Genomic DNA, 14,925 nt, shown 5'->3' with positions numbered 1-14,925 from the left:
TTTTTATAAAACGGTGGATTTCTTTATTAGGAAGGTAAGTTAACGAGAATAAATTAATATTATTGAATTGTTGTAGTGTCCCATACAGTAAAATAATGATTAGTGTAACTTACAGCAACATCTTTTTATCCTGTACCAAACGGAAGTAACGTAAGACTAGGAAAAGTGCCAGATGTATCAACAGAGAAGAAGTAAAATCTCAATTGGTGATGGAGTGTACAGAAGAAGGAGATAGGTATGTTTTGGGTCTATGGAGTAGTTTCCTACGTCTAGATAGTCTGGTTAGAGAACAAGTGATACAATGATACAAAAGGGCTACCAAGCTTTCTGGAACAGGATTGCAAGAGAATTGAACAAGGCACTTATTCTACATATAAAAGGAGAGAAACATGAAGGTAATAATTGCGGAAAAACCGGATCAAGCGATGAAGCTTGCAGCACCGTTTACATATAAGAAAAAGGATGGATATTTAGAGGTGGGGGCAAGTTCTTTTTTTCCGGAGGGCGCTTATTTTACATGGGCGGTCGGCCATATTTGTGAACTGTTGTCTCCTGAAGAGTATAACGAAGGATGGAAAAAATGGTCTGTTGCTACGCTGCCGATGATTCCGGATAAATTTCAATATAAGGTAACTAAATCCAAGGCAAAGCAATTTTATGCGATTCGCGATTTGTTGAAAAAACCGGAAGTGAAAGAAATCATTCATGCGGGAGATGCGGGACGAGAGGGGGAGCTTATTGTTCGAACGATTGTTCAAACAGCCCGTATTTCTAAACCGATGAAGCGGCTGTGGATTTCCTCCTTAACAGAAAAAGCAGTAAAAGACGGATTTTCTAAGCTTTTGGAGGAAAAGGATACAAGACAGTTATATTATGAGGCATATAGCCGTGCTTGTGCGGATTGGCTTGTGGGAATGAATGCTTCACGCATTTATACTATTTTATTAAAAGAAAAAGGAATTTCAGATGTGTTCTCGGCGGGACGTGTGCAAACGCCAACACTGGCCCTTGTGGTGAAAAGAGAGAAGGAGATAGGCAGCTTTGTGTCTCATCCGTTTTGGGAAGTAATCGCGATTTTTGATATGGATGGGAAGCGTTATGAAGGAAAGTGGCATAAGGAAAATGAAACGCGACTTGATAATGCAGATATGGCAGCAAAAGTTGCAGCTTTTTGCCAAGGGAAGCCTGCTAGAATTGAGGAAGCTGAAACAGAACGAAAGGAATTTCAACCGCCCCTGTTATTCAATTTATCTGCGCTGCAGGCGACTGCGAACCGAATTTTTAAATTTCCGCCCAAGAAAACGTTGGACATTGCCCAGGCGTTATATACAAAAGGATATCTTTCTTATCCTCGCTCTGACTCAACGTTTGTAACAAGAGGAGAGGCTGAGGGATTTGCTGATATACTAGATAAATTAAGCAAGCAAGAAGTGTACAAGTCGTATTTTCCAACGCCTGTTACATCGATTATTCATAATAAGCGCTATGTGAATGAGAAAAAAGTAACAGATCACTATGCTATTATTCCGACAGAACAAGTTCCCAATGTGACAAAGCTAAGCGGAGATGAACAAAAAATTTATGATTTAGTGGTAAAAAGATTAATTGCTGCCCATTATGACCCAGCAATATTTGATTATACAACAATCACGACTCTTGTTGATGGACGGGCTACTTTTGTTTCTAAAGGAAAGCAGCAAATTCAAGAAGGTTGGCGGAAGGTGGTATTCCATTCCAACAGCAAGGAGGAGGACGATGATGTATTGCTTCCTCCGCTCGTGAAGGGCGAAACAGGAATAGTGACTGATGTATCAGTAAAGGAAGGAAAAACACAGCCTCCTAAGCGTTATACAGAAGGACAGCTTATTACATTAATGAAGACAGTCGGTAAAGTACTGGAAGACGGTCAGCTGGAAAAGGTGTTGAATAAAGTGGAAGGTCTCGGCACGGAAGCTACCCGTGCGGGCATTATTACGATGCTAAAGGATCGTAAATATATAGAGGTTACGAAAAATCAGGTGTTTGCCACGCAAAAAGGAATGCTTCTTGTGGATGCGATTGGAGAACAGATTTTAGCATCACCTGAAATGACAGCACGCTGGGAACAAAGGCTTGGGGAGATCGGTGAAGGAAAGGCGGATGCAGCAGCCTTCATGGAGCAAGTGAAAAAGCTCTCGGCAACGATCATTGAAAATGCGGTGAGTCAATCAAAAAATTGGGATTTTAGTCATGTAGATACGTCTCAGTTTGTTCAGGAAAAACGAGAAAAAAAAGTATCTGTACCACTGGGAAACTGCAAAAAATGTAACGGCCAAATTGTAGACAAAGGGACGTTTTATGGCTGTACGAATTATAATGTTACAAAGTGCAATTTCACATTATCTAAAAAAGTGCTAGGGAAAACAATCTCACAAGCTAATATAAAAAAGCTGTTGAAAAGTGGAAAAACAAATATAATCAAAGGATTTAAAAAGGGAGAAAAGTCCTTTGATGCGATGGTAGTATGGGATGAAAAAGAAGGAAAGACGAAATTTGAGTTTGCAAGCTGAGAGGAGACAATCCTCTTAGTTTTTTTGAAGGGCGAAGGTAGAAGAACGTTGCTTCTCGCATGTGGAGAGCACCTTGGTAAAAAGGAAAATCATCGTTCTCTCCCTATATGGAAAGGTTTCCATTCTGATTGAAAAATGGTAGCATAAAGAAGGATAAAAGAGAAAGGATGTTACATATGACAAAAAAAGCAGAGGCCTTTATTTTTGATTTAGACGGAGTGATTACGGACAGCGCTGAGCATCACTATTTAGCTTGGAAGCAGCTTGGGGAAGAACTTGGAATTCGGTTTGACCACCAGTTTAATGAGCAGTTAAAAGGTGTAAGCCGCATGGATTCATTGGAGCGCATTTTAGAACTCGGCAACAGACAGCATGATTTTACACAAGAAGAGAAAGAAGAGCTCGCAGCAAAGAAGAATGAACATTATAAGCAATTGATTTTGACAATTACTCCAGATGACGTACTGCCGGGAGTGATGGAGCTGTTAAACGCTGTGAGAGAGAATGGTTTGAAAATTGCGATGGCATCGGCTAGTAAAAATGCGTTTGCTGTAGTGGAACGTTTAGGGGTTGGAGAATATTTCGGCCATATTGTCGATGCCGCAACAGTAATGCAAGGGAAACCGCATCCGGAAGTGTTTTTGAAGGCGGCCGATGCGCTTGGTGTACCGTATGAAAATTGTGTCGGTGTAGAGGATGCAAAGGCTGGAGTAGAAGCGATTAAAGCTGCAGGGATGTTTGCAGTTGGAGTAGGCACAAAAGAAGCAATGGAAAAGGCGGATCTAATCGTATCCGGAACGGGAGAACTTGATTTCAACAAGATTATGAAGAAGTTTGCGGAAAAAGCATAATTACATCGTTTTGTGAAATCGCTTGCGCAACTAAAAAACTCAAAAGACAGCTTAATAGGACATCTTGTGAAGAATAGTGGGTATTGTATACGAGTATGGAGGAAAAAGCTGGTTTGTAAGGCGGGGACAAGATGTTCCTGCTTTTTCTTCTGGAAGAACATGGACTTTTTTTTGGAAATTTCATATAATATTGTTAATTATACAAAGAACGGAGTGATGTATTATGGCGAATGTTTACATGATTACTCAGATGAATAAGGAAGGTATGGACGGGGACAAGTAATCCTTCGCCGTATCCTTCCGTCTATACGAAATGTGGGAGGATACTTGATAATGGAGTTAATGAAACTAGGTTGGGAAGCATTTTTTGAAAAGCAGTATGTACAAAAGCAATATGAGGTCGGACGAATCGTATTGGAGCACAAGCATTTGTATCGTATCATTACTGAGGCTGGCGAACTCTTGGGTGAATTGTCCGGAAGGTTTCGTTATGAGGCGACAGTAAAAAGCGATTATCCTGCTGTTGGAGATTGGGTTTGGATTCAAACCATTCCTGCAGAGAAGAAGGCCGTCATTCATGGGGTATTCAAGCGGAAAAGCTTATTTTCCCGCCAAGCTGCCGGCGACAAAACGGAAGAGCAGGTTGTGGCGTCTAATATCGATTATGTCTTTCTTGTAAATGCGTTGAATCGGGATTTTAATTTACGCAGAATGGAACGGTATTTGTTGCTTGCTTATGAAAGCGGTGCTGTGCCGGTTGTTATTTTAACAAAGCGTGACTTGTGCGAAGATATAGAGGATAAAGTAGTCCAGACGAAGGCAGTTGCTTTTGGAGTGGATGTATTTGCTGTTGATAGCTTAAGCGGCACGGGTATTGCAGAGCTGCGGCAATTTGTAAGGCCAGGGAAAACAATTGCACTGCTCGGATCGTCCGGGGCTGGGAAATCTACGCTGTTAAACGCCTTGATGGGAAGTGCGGTCAGCAAGACCGGTGGTATTCGTGAAAGCGATGATAAAGGCAAGCATACGACAACTCATAGAGAATTGTTTCAGTTGCCTTCTGGTGCATTGATTATTGATACCCCAGGAATGAGAGAGCTGCAGCTATGGGAAGGCAGTGAGTCCATGGATGTCACATTTTCTGATATTGATGAGCTGTCTGGACAATGCCGTTTTGTGGATTGTAAGCACGAAACGGAGCCAGGGTGTGCTGTAAAGCATGCTATTGAAGAAGGAAATCTGCAACAAGAGCGTTTCACGAGCTATAAGAAGTTACAGCGAGAAATTGCGTATGCGATGCGCAAGCAAGATCCTGTATTGGCCCGAGCTGAACGAGAGAAGTGGAAAAAAATCAATAAAGCAATGAGCCGGAAGAAATAATGTGAAAGAGACGCGAGGAGCGTCTCTTTTTCTGTTAGCTGCCAAAACTAGAGAAATTGTATTTGTGTTACAATAAAAATGGATTTTAGTATACAGGAGGTATAAAGTGTGATTCATTCTGAGCTTACCCAATTTTTTGGACAGCAGCCTGTTCAAGATGGAAAGCGGTATTATCATTTTGTAATAAAAGAAACAAAGGATACATATAGCGTAGATACGGTTCTTTCTGCTGATAAGGTAACCACTGAGAATGGTATTTTGACTAGTTATAATGACGAAAATGAGTTAAAAATCCTATGGAATAAAGACGGTCGTTCAATTATGACTATCAAAAACATTCAAATTCAAAGGTGTATTGGATGGAAAGAGGAAGAGGAGCACAGTATAGAATTTATTTTAGAACGGATGCCGAGCAGGATGATTAAGCTTCAATTGAAGCCGTTTTTGGCTATGGAATTCGGTATGTATTGGGAAGTATGTGAAGATTGCGAAGAATAAGCATCCGATGTGGATGCTTATTCTTCATTTTACACTGCGTTTTAGTGCAATAAGGGGGAGAAGGATCAGGCTAAACCAACCGATTAATGGATATAACATATGTAACAGCTTTCCATACCCAACGTAGCTGATGCAGTAACTGATTAATAAGATACCTAGTACGATAGTATTATGTTTCCAGCCGGTCATAGATTGAATTTGCTTTGACATACCAAATAGGTTTCCAATTAAGGTTGTAAACACTTCTCCGAATATAATCAGTACAAAGAAAAAGTGGAATGTACTATTGAGCTGCCGCACCACTTCCGCCATAGGAATATTGTATTGATGGAAGCCATCCACAGATAAGAGAGAAAACTGACTGCATAATAAAATCAGACCAAGTCCCGCTCCTCCTAACAGCCCTCCTACTTTAATCGCTTTTTCATCTTTGATTTCACTTGCCAGTGGAACGAGCACGCTTTGTGCCATTGCCAGATTCATAGCTACATATGTAATAGGGCTTGACACCCAGTTTGTGTTCCATGTGCCAGCAGGGATAGAATTGAGGATAAGGGGACCTATTTGCATAATCTTTGTTGAAAATAATCCAATAATAAACAGCATCATAATCGGCACCACAAGTGAATTAACCTCAAATACTCCTTGCAGTCCTCTCGATAGTATCAGAATACAAGCAAGGATTGTAAAAAGAACCCCGATTTGTTTTGGTAAATGGAGCTGTTCTTCAAAAACTGCGCCTGCCGCTGACAACATAACGCTCGTAACTCCGAATAAGACGAGAAGAAGCAAAATATTGATACCCGTTCCGACTGTATTACCAAATAAATATTTATTAAACTCTTGTGCGGAGAAGGCTTGAATCCGCGCAGAAAGAATCATCATTTTTGTACCGAGCCACATAAAAAGTATACCGCTCACCAAAATCCCGATTGTTCCGTAAGTTCCGTTTAAGGTGAAGAATTCTACAATTTCACGTCCTGTTGCAAACCCGGCTCCAACTACTGTTCCAATATAGGTAGCTGCGATTTTTTTGGCTATTTTCCAATTTTGATCGTCCATGCTCTGCCTCCTTCCCTTGATACATACATATGAATGATAAGTTGTAATTAGACATGCCTCTTTAAGATTGAAGAAATAAGAATATGTTTTTAGCACAAGGTGAATGTTACATAATTACGATTGTGTAAGGGGATTATTAAATATGTTAAGAGTGAATTACAGCTGAGGCATAATGGTTGTATTAATCAAAAATAATAGTATAATATAATTATGATTAAATTATAATTATTATAATTAAAAAGGAGAGGATAGCATGGATAACCGAATAGATACTAATGTAGTAAATGTCTTGAACAAGCAGGTAGCAAACTGGAACGTGTTGTTTGTAAAATTACACAATTATCATTGGTATGTAAAAGGTCCCCAATTCTTTACTCTTCATACAAAATTTGAAGAGCTGTACAATGAAGCGGCCACACATATTGATGAGCTGGCGGAACGTATTCTTTCTTTACAAGGTCACCCTATTGCAACGATGAAGGAATATATAGAAATGTCTACTGTAAAAGAAGCTAGTGGAGATGAAACAGCAGAGGAAATGGTACGGTCTATTGTAAATGACTATTCTGCTATGATTTCTGAATTAAAAGAGGGTATGGAAGTTGCTGGAGATACAGAGGATGAAACGACAGCAGATATGCTTTTAGCCATTCATACTGAGCTTGAGAAGCATGTTTGGATGTTAAGTGCATTTTTAAAATAAAAACGAAGCCATTGAGGAAACAGCCTCAATGGCTTTTTTAGGAATAAAGGTGAAAATGTTCTTTGCGGAAAGCCATCATGCTGATAAAAAAGTTTTCTGAAATAATCCTTAGATTTATAGGATGGACTCATCCCGTAAATCTAAGGATTGTGATATGATAAAGAGTACTTAAATATGTATACAGCGAGAGAGGTAGTTTTATGAAGTGGAGTGAATGGGATAGGAATTTAAAGGTCCGCTTGATTGGTGAATGGTGTTTCGGTTTATTTTTTTGGATGTTTTTCCCCTTTATGGCGATTTATTTTTCCGATACATTGGGAAAAACAGCAGCAGGGGCATTGCTTGTTTTATCGCAATTATTGGCGGTAGCGGCAAATTTGGTTGGTGGATACTTAGCAGACACGTTTGGCAGAAAGAAAATGATGGTTATTTCAGCTTTGTTGCAAAGCTTGGCGTTTGTTGTATTCGCGGTTGCTAACTCGCCATGGTTAGAATCACCATTGTTAACCTTCCTTGCATTCACTGTCGTCAGCGTGATGGGTTCATTTTATTATCCAGCGAGCTCGGCTATGGTAGCGGATATCGTACCGGAAGAAAAACAAAACTCTGTCTTTGCAATATTTTATACTGCGATGAATATTAATGTTGTTATAGGACCGATTATCGGTGCATATTTCTTTTTTCATTACCGCTTTGAATTGCTTTTGGCGAGTGTGGTGGTGAATTTTGCGGTAACATGGGTATTATATCACTTTGTTCGTGAAACCCTTCCTCCGAAACCTGCGGTGGAGAAGGAGCAGTCTATTAGTTGGTCGACATTTGCCGTGCAGCAAGTGAAGAATTACAGTGTAATCTTTAAGGACCGTGTCTTTTTTCTTTTTGTTGTGTCTGGTATTTTAGTAGCGCAGACATTTACGCAAATGGACTTATTACTGGCAGTGTATATTAAGGAAATGGTGCAAACACAAACGTTTTTGCATTTTACGATAAATGGTGAAAAGCTTTTTAGCTGGATTATCGCTGAAAATGGTTTTATTGTAGCCTTGTTTACTGTTTATGTTACAAAATTGACAGATCGCTTGAATGAACGAGTAATTTTTATTCTGTCCTCAATCACGTACGGCGTGGCGATGATTATTTTTGGAAATACGGTCTCTGTTTGGGGTATGGTTATTGCGATGGGCATTTTTACTTTAGCAGAAATTATGGTTGTTGGCATTCAAAACAGCTTTGTGGCAAAGCTGGCACCGGAGCATATGCGCGGACAGTATTTTGCGGCAGCAACACTGCGCTGGTCTATCGGCCGGACTATCGCACCGATTGCGATCCCGATGACGGCTTGGGTAGGCTATACATGGACGTTTTACAGCATCGTGGCGTTAGCATTTTTAAGTGCGTTTTTATATCATGTCATGTTTAAGCTGTTTTATCAAAAACGAACAGAACAGTTAAATCAAATAGTGAACGGATAGAAGAAAGGCGGTGCATATGGTACCGCCTTTTTTTAGATAAGAAAGTCTAAAATTTTGGCGGACCTGTCTAGCTCCCTAAAAATAACCTTCCCCAGATAAAAAAGAATCGTGACCGGTGAAGAACCAATCTTATCTCTTCTATTACATATTTTAAAATAAGCATTCATAGCTAAGTATAATTAAGGTGAAATCATAATTGTTACTAAAGGGGAAAAATTCATGAAAACTTCAACACCTTGCCTTGGTTGTAAAAAGCAAATCACTATTGAACACTTCGAGGACTCTCCAATACCTTTTAATATGAAGTGTCCACACTGTCGCGCCAAACTAAAAGAAACCAAGATGACTCCATTGTTGCTTGTAATAGCTGCTATAGTAGTCCCTTTATTAGTGTTTCTTGGTATTCAGGTAAAGAGTCTCCTAAGTGGTTATTTTCCCATTGTGGAAAAAGTACCTACCGCCATTGTCTTTTTTGCTTTTTGTTATCCTGTTTATGCTTTATATGAATCTTTCAATGCAATTGTTTTATTCAATAAAGGCAACTTGCAGTTGAAAAGACGTCAGTGATAAAAGCGTGGTAATCATCACGCTTTTTGCTTTGAAAGATAGCGTGCGATATATCTTTCTCGAAAATGGAAAATCTATCTATACTCGTAGTATAATGCGATGTGAGGGCTTCCTTATGCAACAGTTCTCAAGTGCTAACGTGACAAATCTGAGGAGGTTTCACATATGCAAGAAGCAGTTTCTATTATTCATCAAAATCAGACGTTAAGAGGCATGGAGCATATTCCAGATGGAAAAGAACACGTACCTGCGGTTATATTATTTCATGGATTTACAGGAACTAAGCTGGAACCGCATCGCCTCTTTTTAAAAATTTCCAGAGAGCTTGAAAAACGAGGCATTGCCAGCTTCCGATTTGATTTTTTAGGAAGCGGGGAGAGTGATGGGAATTTTGAAGATATGACAGTAGGAAAAGAAGTAGCGGAAGCGAAGACTATCTTTGAGTATGTACAAGGGCATCCGCAAGTGGATAAGGGACGCATCATGGTTCTTGGATTTAGCATGGGCGGGCTTGTAGCAAGCATGCTGGCAGGGGAACTGAAAGAAAGCATCCATAAGCTGATTTTGTTGGCACCAGCAGGTACAATCGGAAAAAAATCAGATCTGTTTGCTAATGAATCGAATTATATTCCGGAGCTGGATGCTTACGATGCAGGCGGAAATGTAATTGGCAGAGCATTTATAGAAGAAATACGCACGCTTGATGCATTCGCACGCGCAAAGTCTTATGAGGGGAAAGTGCTGCTGATACACGGAACGGCAGACCAATCTGTACCGTTTGAGACGTCTTCTTTATATATACAAAAGTGCTACGGTAAAAATGCAACCTTGCATGTTATTGAAGGAGCAGATCATACATTTAACAAGTATGACTGGGAGCAAAATGTAATTAATGCGGCTTGTGGGTTTGCAAGCCGCGGATAGTATAAAGAGCTTGGGGTGTTCCAAGCTCTTTATACGTTTACACCTGCTCCGTTGTTTCGTTATGAGTTGGAGAGGGGGAAGCGCTTCTTATAAATTCCTATAATAGAGGAAAGGTGAGAAGATTAGAATATGAAACAAACGCAATCGTTCTCTCGCAAAGGCATTAACTACGATGTAGGAACGTTTACTCGCGGAAAAGAATCATCATCCCGTGATACATTCAATCCTTCTGTTGTAAAACGAGAAAGGGAAATTATAAAAAATGATTTGCATTGCAATGCTATCAGGATTTCTGGTCAGGATGTGTCTAGACTTAGGGTAGCTGCTGAGCTTGCTATTGAACAAGGATTAGAAGTGATGTTCTCTCCTGCTTTGGTTAATGCGACGGAGCGAGAAACATTGCTATATTTTGCAGAATGTACAAAGGCAGCTGAAGGTTTGCGGAAGAAGTCACCTAATATTATTTTTGTTGCAGGCTGTGAACTTACATTCCTACACAGATATGCCGTGGGAGCCGAAACAATCGTTCCTAGCACTGGCTGAATATTATGAGAGACATTAATTGTATATGTTAAACAAGGAAGCGATAGGAGCTGAAAGAATATGACACAGACAAATAAAATTCCGGTTACTATTTTGACGGGCTTTTTAGGTTCTGGAAAAACAACCTTGCTGAATCGGATTCTGTCTGAAGAGCATGGAAGAAAACTAGCGGTTATTGTCAATGAAATCGGACAAATCGGCATTGACAATCGCCTTGTTGTAAATACAAATGAAGAAATAGTAGAAATGACGAATGGCTGTTTATGCTGTAGTATTCGGGAGGATTTATTAGTTGCATTAAAGAAGCTTTTGCAAGCAAAAAAAGAACAAAAAAGCGAGTTTGAGGCAATTGTAATTGAAACTACGGGACTTGCGAATCCAGGACCTGTTATTCAAACATTTTTTCTGGACCCCGTGATTGAAGCCGCATATCAAGTGAACGGAGTGGTAACGGTAGTTGACGGATACCACATTGAAAAGCATTTGGATAAAGGGATTGAGGCACAAGAGCAAATTGCGTTTGCCGATACGATTATTTTAAATAAGACTGATTTGTTATCATCCGAGGAGAGTAAACACATAGAGAGACTGCTGCAAGAATTAAATCCGACTGCGAGTATTGTTTCGGCAGTTAATTGTGAAGTAGAGATTTCTGAACTGTTACATATCAACACATTTAAAGTAAAAGAAAAGTTAGATATTCGTACAGACAGCACAAATCATATTCGGAGCGTAAAAGCCTTTGTGCTGCGTGAGGAGCGTCCGTTGGATTTTGCAAAAATCAATGAATGGATGACAGCCGTGGTGGAGGTGTTAGGAGAAAACTTATACCGCTACAAGGGGATTTTACATGTAGAAGGCCTTGAAAAAAGGGTGGTCTTTCAAGGTGTGCATACGCTGTTTGCCGCTACTTATGACAGGGAGTGGAAGGCGGAAGAACCTCGAATGAGCGAGGTTGTGTTTATTGGGAAAGATTTGAATAAAGAATGGTTTGAAGAGCATTTTCGTATGTGCATAGCACAAGAATAACAGACGGTGCATACCGTCTGTTATTCTTGTGAAGACTGCTTACCGCGATGCTCTCTTTTTGTCATCGGAGAGGGGGTATCGATAGCTGCATGATTTGCCGCATGTTGATGCGCTTTTTTCTTTTTGCCCTTTGCCATAAAGACACCTGCTTTCTATACATAGTATAATCTTACTATGTTCTGTTAGCTCTGTTTTATACTGTAACTCCTGCACAAAGGTTAGAGATTACAGATAAAATCCTTGCTTTAGTCGGTTAACTAATAGGCAATAGTGTTTGTTTGAATGTGAAACGAACTTTTTTGTTTTAGGAATGGTTGTGAATATATGGTAAAATATGTATGGTGATTTCAAAAAAGTTTGGTAAGGTGAAAGCGTATGAAATTTGTTCTTATATTTGGACCTCAAGCGGTCGGGAAAATGACAGTTGGACAGGAGTTAGCTAATATAACGGGTTTGAAACTATTTCATAACCATATGACGATTGACTTGGTTAGCTCGTTTTTTGATTACAGCACAAAAGAAGGAAAACGATTAGTACATTTGTTTCGTCAGGAGATATTTGAAGAGGTATCGAAGAGCAACTTGTATGGAGTGATTTTTACTTACGTCTGGGCGTTTAACCTGCGATCAGATTGGGATTATGTCAATCAAGTCAGTCAGCTTTTTGAGTCTAGAGGAGGTACGGTTTATTTTGTAGAACTTGAGGCTGATTTGAATGAAAGACTTGAACGGAATAAAAGTCCTCATAGACTGGAACATAAGCCTACCAAACGAAATATTGAATGGTCTGAAGATGATCTAAAGCAGTCAATGGAAAAATACAGATTAAATTCTTTAGAAGGTGAAATTCTCTATGCGAACTATATTAAGATAAATAATACAAACTTGAGTGCGGAAGAAGTGGCAAAGGTAGTGAAGGAAAGGTTTCATTTATAGGATCGCAATTGATACGATTGCCAAACATAAAAAAACGCTTGGGTATCCAAGCGTTTTTTTATTAGTTTAATGCTTTTTTCAGCACTTCAATATTTTCTTTCATTAAAGTGATGTAATCTTTCTTCTGTTTTGCATCTTCATCGGAAATAGTTGCGAGATGGTTCAGGCGAAGAATCTCTAATCCTGCTTCTTTGCGAACTACATCTGCCACTTTCGGAGTTGCGAATGTTTCAAATAAGATATATTTTAGTTTATGCTCCTTCGCTTCTTTCACGACTCCAGCTAAGTCCTTTTGAGATGGCTCTTGAGAAGCGGAAAGACCTGCTACAGGGATTTGCTCGATACCGTAGCGGTTTTGCCAGTAACCATAGGCAGCGTGGGATACTAGAATATATTTTGTTTTTGCATTGCTTACTGTATCTTTGAATTCTGTATCAAGATCTTCTAATTCAGCTTTTAATGCTGCGAAATTTTGTTCGAATTCTTTTTTGGCTTCAGGCTTTAATTCTACTAAAGCATTTTTTACATTTTCAGCTTGCTGAATGGCAAGGATAGGATCTAACCAAGTGTGAGGATCTTTGTCATGAGCAGTTTCACCTTCGTGATCATGTTCATGCTCGTCGCCTTCGAACTTAATCATTTCAATTCCTTTTGAGGAATCTACGACTTTTACCTCTTCGTTTTTAACACTTTCTTCAATTTTGGTAGCGAAAGACTCCATTTCTTTGCTGCTGTATATGAATAGATTAGATTTCGCAATATCTACGACTTGCTTTTGAGATGCTTCAAATGTATGAGAATCTACACCTGGAGGATAGATGGATTCAACATCTACATACTCCCCACCAATTTTTTTAGTAAAGTCCTTTAGTGGAAAAATGGTAGTATATACTTTTAGTTTTCCTTCTGCTTTTTCTTTATTTTCGGCAGAATTATTGCCTTTTGCACAGCCGCTAAAGAAAATAGTAAGAACCATGAAAATAGTTGCTAAAATGGATAGTTTTTTCATGTATTACGCCTCGTTTCAATGTAGTATCCATTAGGAAGTTATTTTGATTTGTAAATCATTGATGTAGAGCTAGCTTCTCTATAAAAGGAGGCAGAGTCAGCTTGTAATTCTGTGTCCTCCATAGAGCATTACTTATAGCATTTACGGTTAAAAGAACCTGTAAACTATTTACAGAAATATATTTCATAGAATATAAAACGTAAAAATTACGATTTAAAAATAACATATAAATTATAAAACAGAATAAAAGAAAAGACAAGTATTTTTAGTAATGATTACGATTTATGAGTTGTTTTATTATAATAGTTGCTGAAAAAAGAGAAAAGAATAGACATAAAACGATAGCAAAAGCATATAGTTCTATTAAAAAATAGTAGAATAGGAGCTTGAAAATGAGAGTTTCAGTCATCAAAATATCTCGGGAGATTATTGCTCTGTTTTTGATAGCGGTATTTGTATTTCTATTTCTTTTCGTTGATTTTACTAGTTTATCTTCTTTGTCAGATAAGGTTCCTGGCAATATTGTAAATATGAATACCATCTTCTTAAGTATTTTTTTGGAGGCCATTCCATTTGTACTATTAGGAGTGATCATTTCTGCATGCATTCAAGCTTTTATATCTGAGAGTGCGCTGCAGCGGATTTTGCCTAAGCATATGATACTTGCCATGATTCCTGCCGCATTAATAGGCTGTATTATGCCTATGTGTGAATGCGCCATTGTGCCTGTTGTTAGAAGATTGATTAAAAAAGGGATGCCTCTTCATATAGGAACGGTATTTCTTGTCAGTGTTCCTATTTTGAATCCGATTGTATTTGCCTCTACGTTTTATGCGTTCCGTTCCGTTGAAAACATGGTGTATTGGAGAATGGGGCTAGCGTTTATTTCTGCTATGATAATCGGACTGATTGTATATTTTTTATACGGAAATACCAATGTATTAAAAAAACAAGCGGTTCCGTCTGAACATACACACTTAGCGCAACGGAACCGATTTGCTGAGATGCTGTTTCACGCGAGCGATGAGTTTTTCGAAACTGGCAAGTATTTAGTGCTGGGAGCAGTTGTGTCAAGCTTATTTCAGACGTTTTTTGATAGGGCTCTGTTGATTGAGATTGCATCAGATGCACGGTTGTCTCCGCTTGTTATGATGGGGTTTGGTTACATTCTTTCCCTTTGCTCAGAGGCAGATGCTTTTATAGCGGCTTCCCTTAGTCATACCTTTTCTCCATCGTCTTTGTTAGCATTTTTGGTGTTCGGCCCGATGATAGATTTGAAAAATACGATTATACTATTGGCATATTTTAAAAAGAAATTCGTCATTTCCTTGATTTTGATTATTACTTCGGTTGTTTATACCGTTATTTTGATTTTCGATCAAGTTGTGTAAAAGGGAGTGAT

Annotated in this window: 14 protein-coding genes; 12 read left to right on the top strand and 2 right to left on the bottom strand. The window is 39.0% G+C overall.

From position 1 onward, the window contains the following. Window positions 1–389 precede the first annotated feature (389 nt). The 4 genes from J7Q84_RS00480 (at window position 390) to J7Q84_RS00465 (ending at window position 5,278) form a co-directional block, all read left to right on the top strand. Window positions 390–2,549: a DNA topoisomerase III gene (locus J7Q84_RS00480; protein ID WP_209092428.1), complete on the top strand. Its 2,160-nt coding sequence runs from the start codon at window positions 390–392 to the stop codon at window positions 2,547–2,549. 176 nt (window positions 2,550–2,725) lie between these two features. Next, entirely contained in the window at window positions 2,726–3,400 is a 675-nt protein-coding gene (gene pgmB, locus J7Q84_RS00475) for a beta-phosphoglucomutase (protein ID WP_209092427.1), read from the top strand. Between the two features lie 333 nt (window positions 3,401–3,733). Further along, entirely contained in the window at window positions 3,734–4,780 is a 1,047-nt protein-coding gene (gene rsgA, locus J7Q84_RS00470; RefSeq protein WP_209092425.1) for a ribosome small subunit-dependent GTPase A, read from the top strand. 108 nt (window positions 4,781–4,888) lie between these two features. After that, window positions 4,889–5,278, top strand: a complete 390-nt coding sequence (locus tag J7Q84_RS00465; protein WP_348519812.1) for a DUF3979 family protein — start codon at window positions 4,889–4,891, stop codon at window positions 5,276–5,278. Between the two features lie 24 nt (window positions 5,279–5,302). Here the strand turns inward: J7Q84_RS00465 and J7Q84_RS00460 are convergent, their stop codons facing one another. Further along, window positions 5,303–6,340, bottom strand: a complete 1,038-nt coding sequence (locus J7Q84_RS00460; RefSeq protein ID WP_209092423.1) for a YkvI family membrane protein — start codon at window positions 6,338–6,340, stop codon at window positions 5,303–5,305. Between the two features lie 253 nt (window positions 6,341–6,593). Here J7Q84_RS00460 and J7Q84_RS00455 point away from each other — a divergent pair, with 253 nt between their 5' ends. The 7 genes from J7Q84_RS00455 (at window position 6,594) to J7Q84_RS00425 (ending at window position 12,514) form a co-directional block, all read left to right on the top strand. After that, window positions 6,594–7,043: a Dps family protein gene (locus J7Q84_RS00455; RefSeq protein ID WP_209092421.1), complete on the top strand. Its 450-nt coding sequence runs from the start codon at window positions 6,594–6,596 to the stop codon at window positions 7,041–7,043. 200 nt (window positions 7,044–7,243) lie between these two features. After that, window positions 7,244–8,515 (top strand): MDR family MFS transporter, encoded by a 1,272-nt coding sequence (locus J7Q84_RS00450; RefSeq protein WP_209092420.1) that lies wholly within the window; start codon window positions 7,244–7,246, stop codon window positions 8,513–8,515. A 219-nt stretch (window positions 8,516–8,734) separates the two neighbouring features. Beyond that, window positions 8,735–9,082 (top strand): hypothetical protein, encoded by a 348-nt coding sequence (locus J7Q84_RS00445; protein ID WP_209092418.1) that lies wholly within the window; start codon window positions 8,735–8,737, stop codon window positions 9,080–9,082. Window positions 9,083–9,247: 165 nt separating this feature from the next. Continuing rightward, entirely contained in the window at window positions 9,248–10,006 is a 759-nt protein-coding gene (locus J7Q84_RS00440) for an alpha/beta hydrolase family protein (protein WP_209092416.1), read from the top strand. Window positions 10,007–10,135: 129 nt separating this feature from the next. Continuing rightward, window positions 10,136–10,549, top strand: a complete 414-nt coding sequence (locus J7Q84_RS00435; RefSeq protein WP_209092414.1) for a hypothetical protein — start codon at window positions 10,136–10,138, stop codon at window positions 10,547–10,549. 60 nt (window positions 10,550–10,609) lie between these two features. Next, entirely contained in the window at window positions 10,610–11,578 is a 969-nt protein-coding gene (locus J7Q84_RS00430) for a CobW family GTP-binding protein (RefSeq protein ID WP_209092412.1), read from the top strand. Window positions 11,579–11,953: 375 nt separating this feature from the next. Next, on the top strand, window positions 11,954–12,514 hold the full coding sequence (locus J7Q84_RS00425) for an AAA family ATPase (protein WP_209092410.1): 561 nt from the start codon (window positions 11,954–11,956) through the stop codon (window positions 12,512–12,514). A gap of 61 nt (window positions 12,515–12,575) precedes the next feature. On the opposite strand, the gene J7Q84_RS00420 is transcribed toward J7Q84_RS00425, so the two are convergent. After that, window positions 12,576–13,523, bottom strand: a complete 948-nt coding sequence (locus tag J7Q84_RS00420; RefSeq protein ID WP_209092408.1) for a metal ABC transporter substrate-binding protein — start codon at window positions 13,521–13,523, stop codon at window positions 12,576–12,578. A 392-nt stretch (window positions 13,524–13,915) separates the two neighbouring features. On the opposite strand from J7Q84_RS00420, the gene J7Q84_RS00415 reads away from it, so the two are divergent. Then, window positions 13,916–14,914 carry a permease gene (locus J7Q84_RS00415; RefSeq protein WP_209092406.1) on the top strand — a complete coding sequence of 333 codons (999 nt, stop codon included), beginning with the start codon at window positions 13,916–13,918 and terminating at the stop codon, window positions 14,912–14,914. Window positions 14,915–14,925: the final 11 nt, after the last annotated feature.

Origin of the sequence: Bacillus sp. 165 (assembly GCF_017742235.1) — a bacterium.
GTDB lineage: Bacteria > Bacillota > Bacilli > Bacillales > Bacillaceae_G > JAGHKQ01.
Note: the sequence above shows the minus strand (reverse complement) of the source record. Positions and strands in the feature narration are given on the sequence as shown.

Bases quoted from the DNA above. Each gene is read 5' to 3' on its own strand.
- J7Q84_RS00480 (WP_209092428.1), top strand. From the start codon at position 390: ATGAAGGTAATAATTGCGGAAAAACCGGATCAAGCGATGAAGCTTGCA.
- pgmB (WP_209092427.1), top strand. From the start codon at position 2,726: ATGACAAAAAAAGCAGAGGCCTTTATTTTTGATTTAGACGGAGTGATT.
- rsgA (WP_209092425.1), top strand. From the start codon at position 3,734: ATGGAGTTAATGAAACTAGGTTGGGAAGCATTTTTTGAAAAGCAGTAT.
- J7Q84_RS00460 (WP_209092423.1), bottom strand. From the start codon at position 6,340: ATGGACGATCAAAATTGGAAAATAGCCAAAAAAATCGCAGCTACCTAT.
- J7Q84_RS00455 (WP_209092421.1), top strand. From the start codon at position 6,594: ATGGATAACCGAATAGATACTAATGTAGTAAATGTCTTGAACAAGCAG.
- J7Q84_RS00450 (WP_209092420.1), top strand. From the start codon at position 7,244: ATGAAGTGGAGTGAATGGGATAGGAATTTAAAGGTCCGCTTGATTGGT.
- J7Q84_RS00445 (WP_209092418.1), top strand. From the start codon at position 8,735: ATGAAAACTTCAACACCTTGCCTTGGTTGTAAAAAGCAAATCACTATT.
- J7Q84_RS00440 (WP_209092416.1), top strand. From the start codon at position 9,248: ATGCAAGAAGCAGTTTCTATTATTCATCAAAATCAGACGTTAAGAGGC.
- J7Q84_RS00435 (WP_209092414.1), top strand. From the start codon at position 10,136: ATGAAACAAACGCAATCGTTCTCTCGCAAAGGCATTAACTACGATGTA.
- J7Q84_RS00430 (WP_209092412.1), top strand. From the start codon at position 10,610: ATGACACAGACAAATAAAATTCCGGTTACTATTTTGACGGGCTTTTTA.
- J7Q84_RS00425 (WP_209092410.1), top strand. From the start codon at position 11,954: ATGAAATTTGTTCTTATATTTGGACCTCAAGCGGTCGGGAAAATGACA.
- J7Q84_RS00420 (WP_209092408.1), bottom strand. From the start codon at position 13,523: ATGAAAAAACTATCCATTTTAGCAACTATTTTCATGGTTCTTACTATT.
- J7Q84_RS00415 (WP_209092406.1), top strand. From the start codon at position 13,916: ATGAGAGTTTCAGTCATCAAAATATCTCGGGAGATTATTGCTCTGTTT.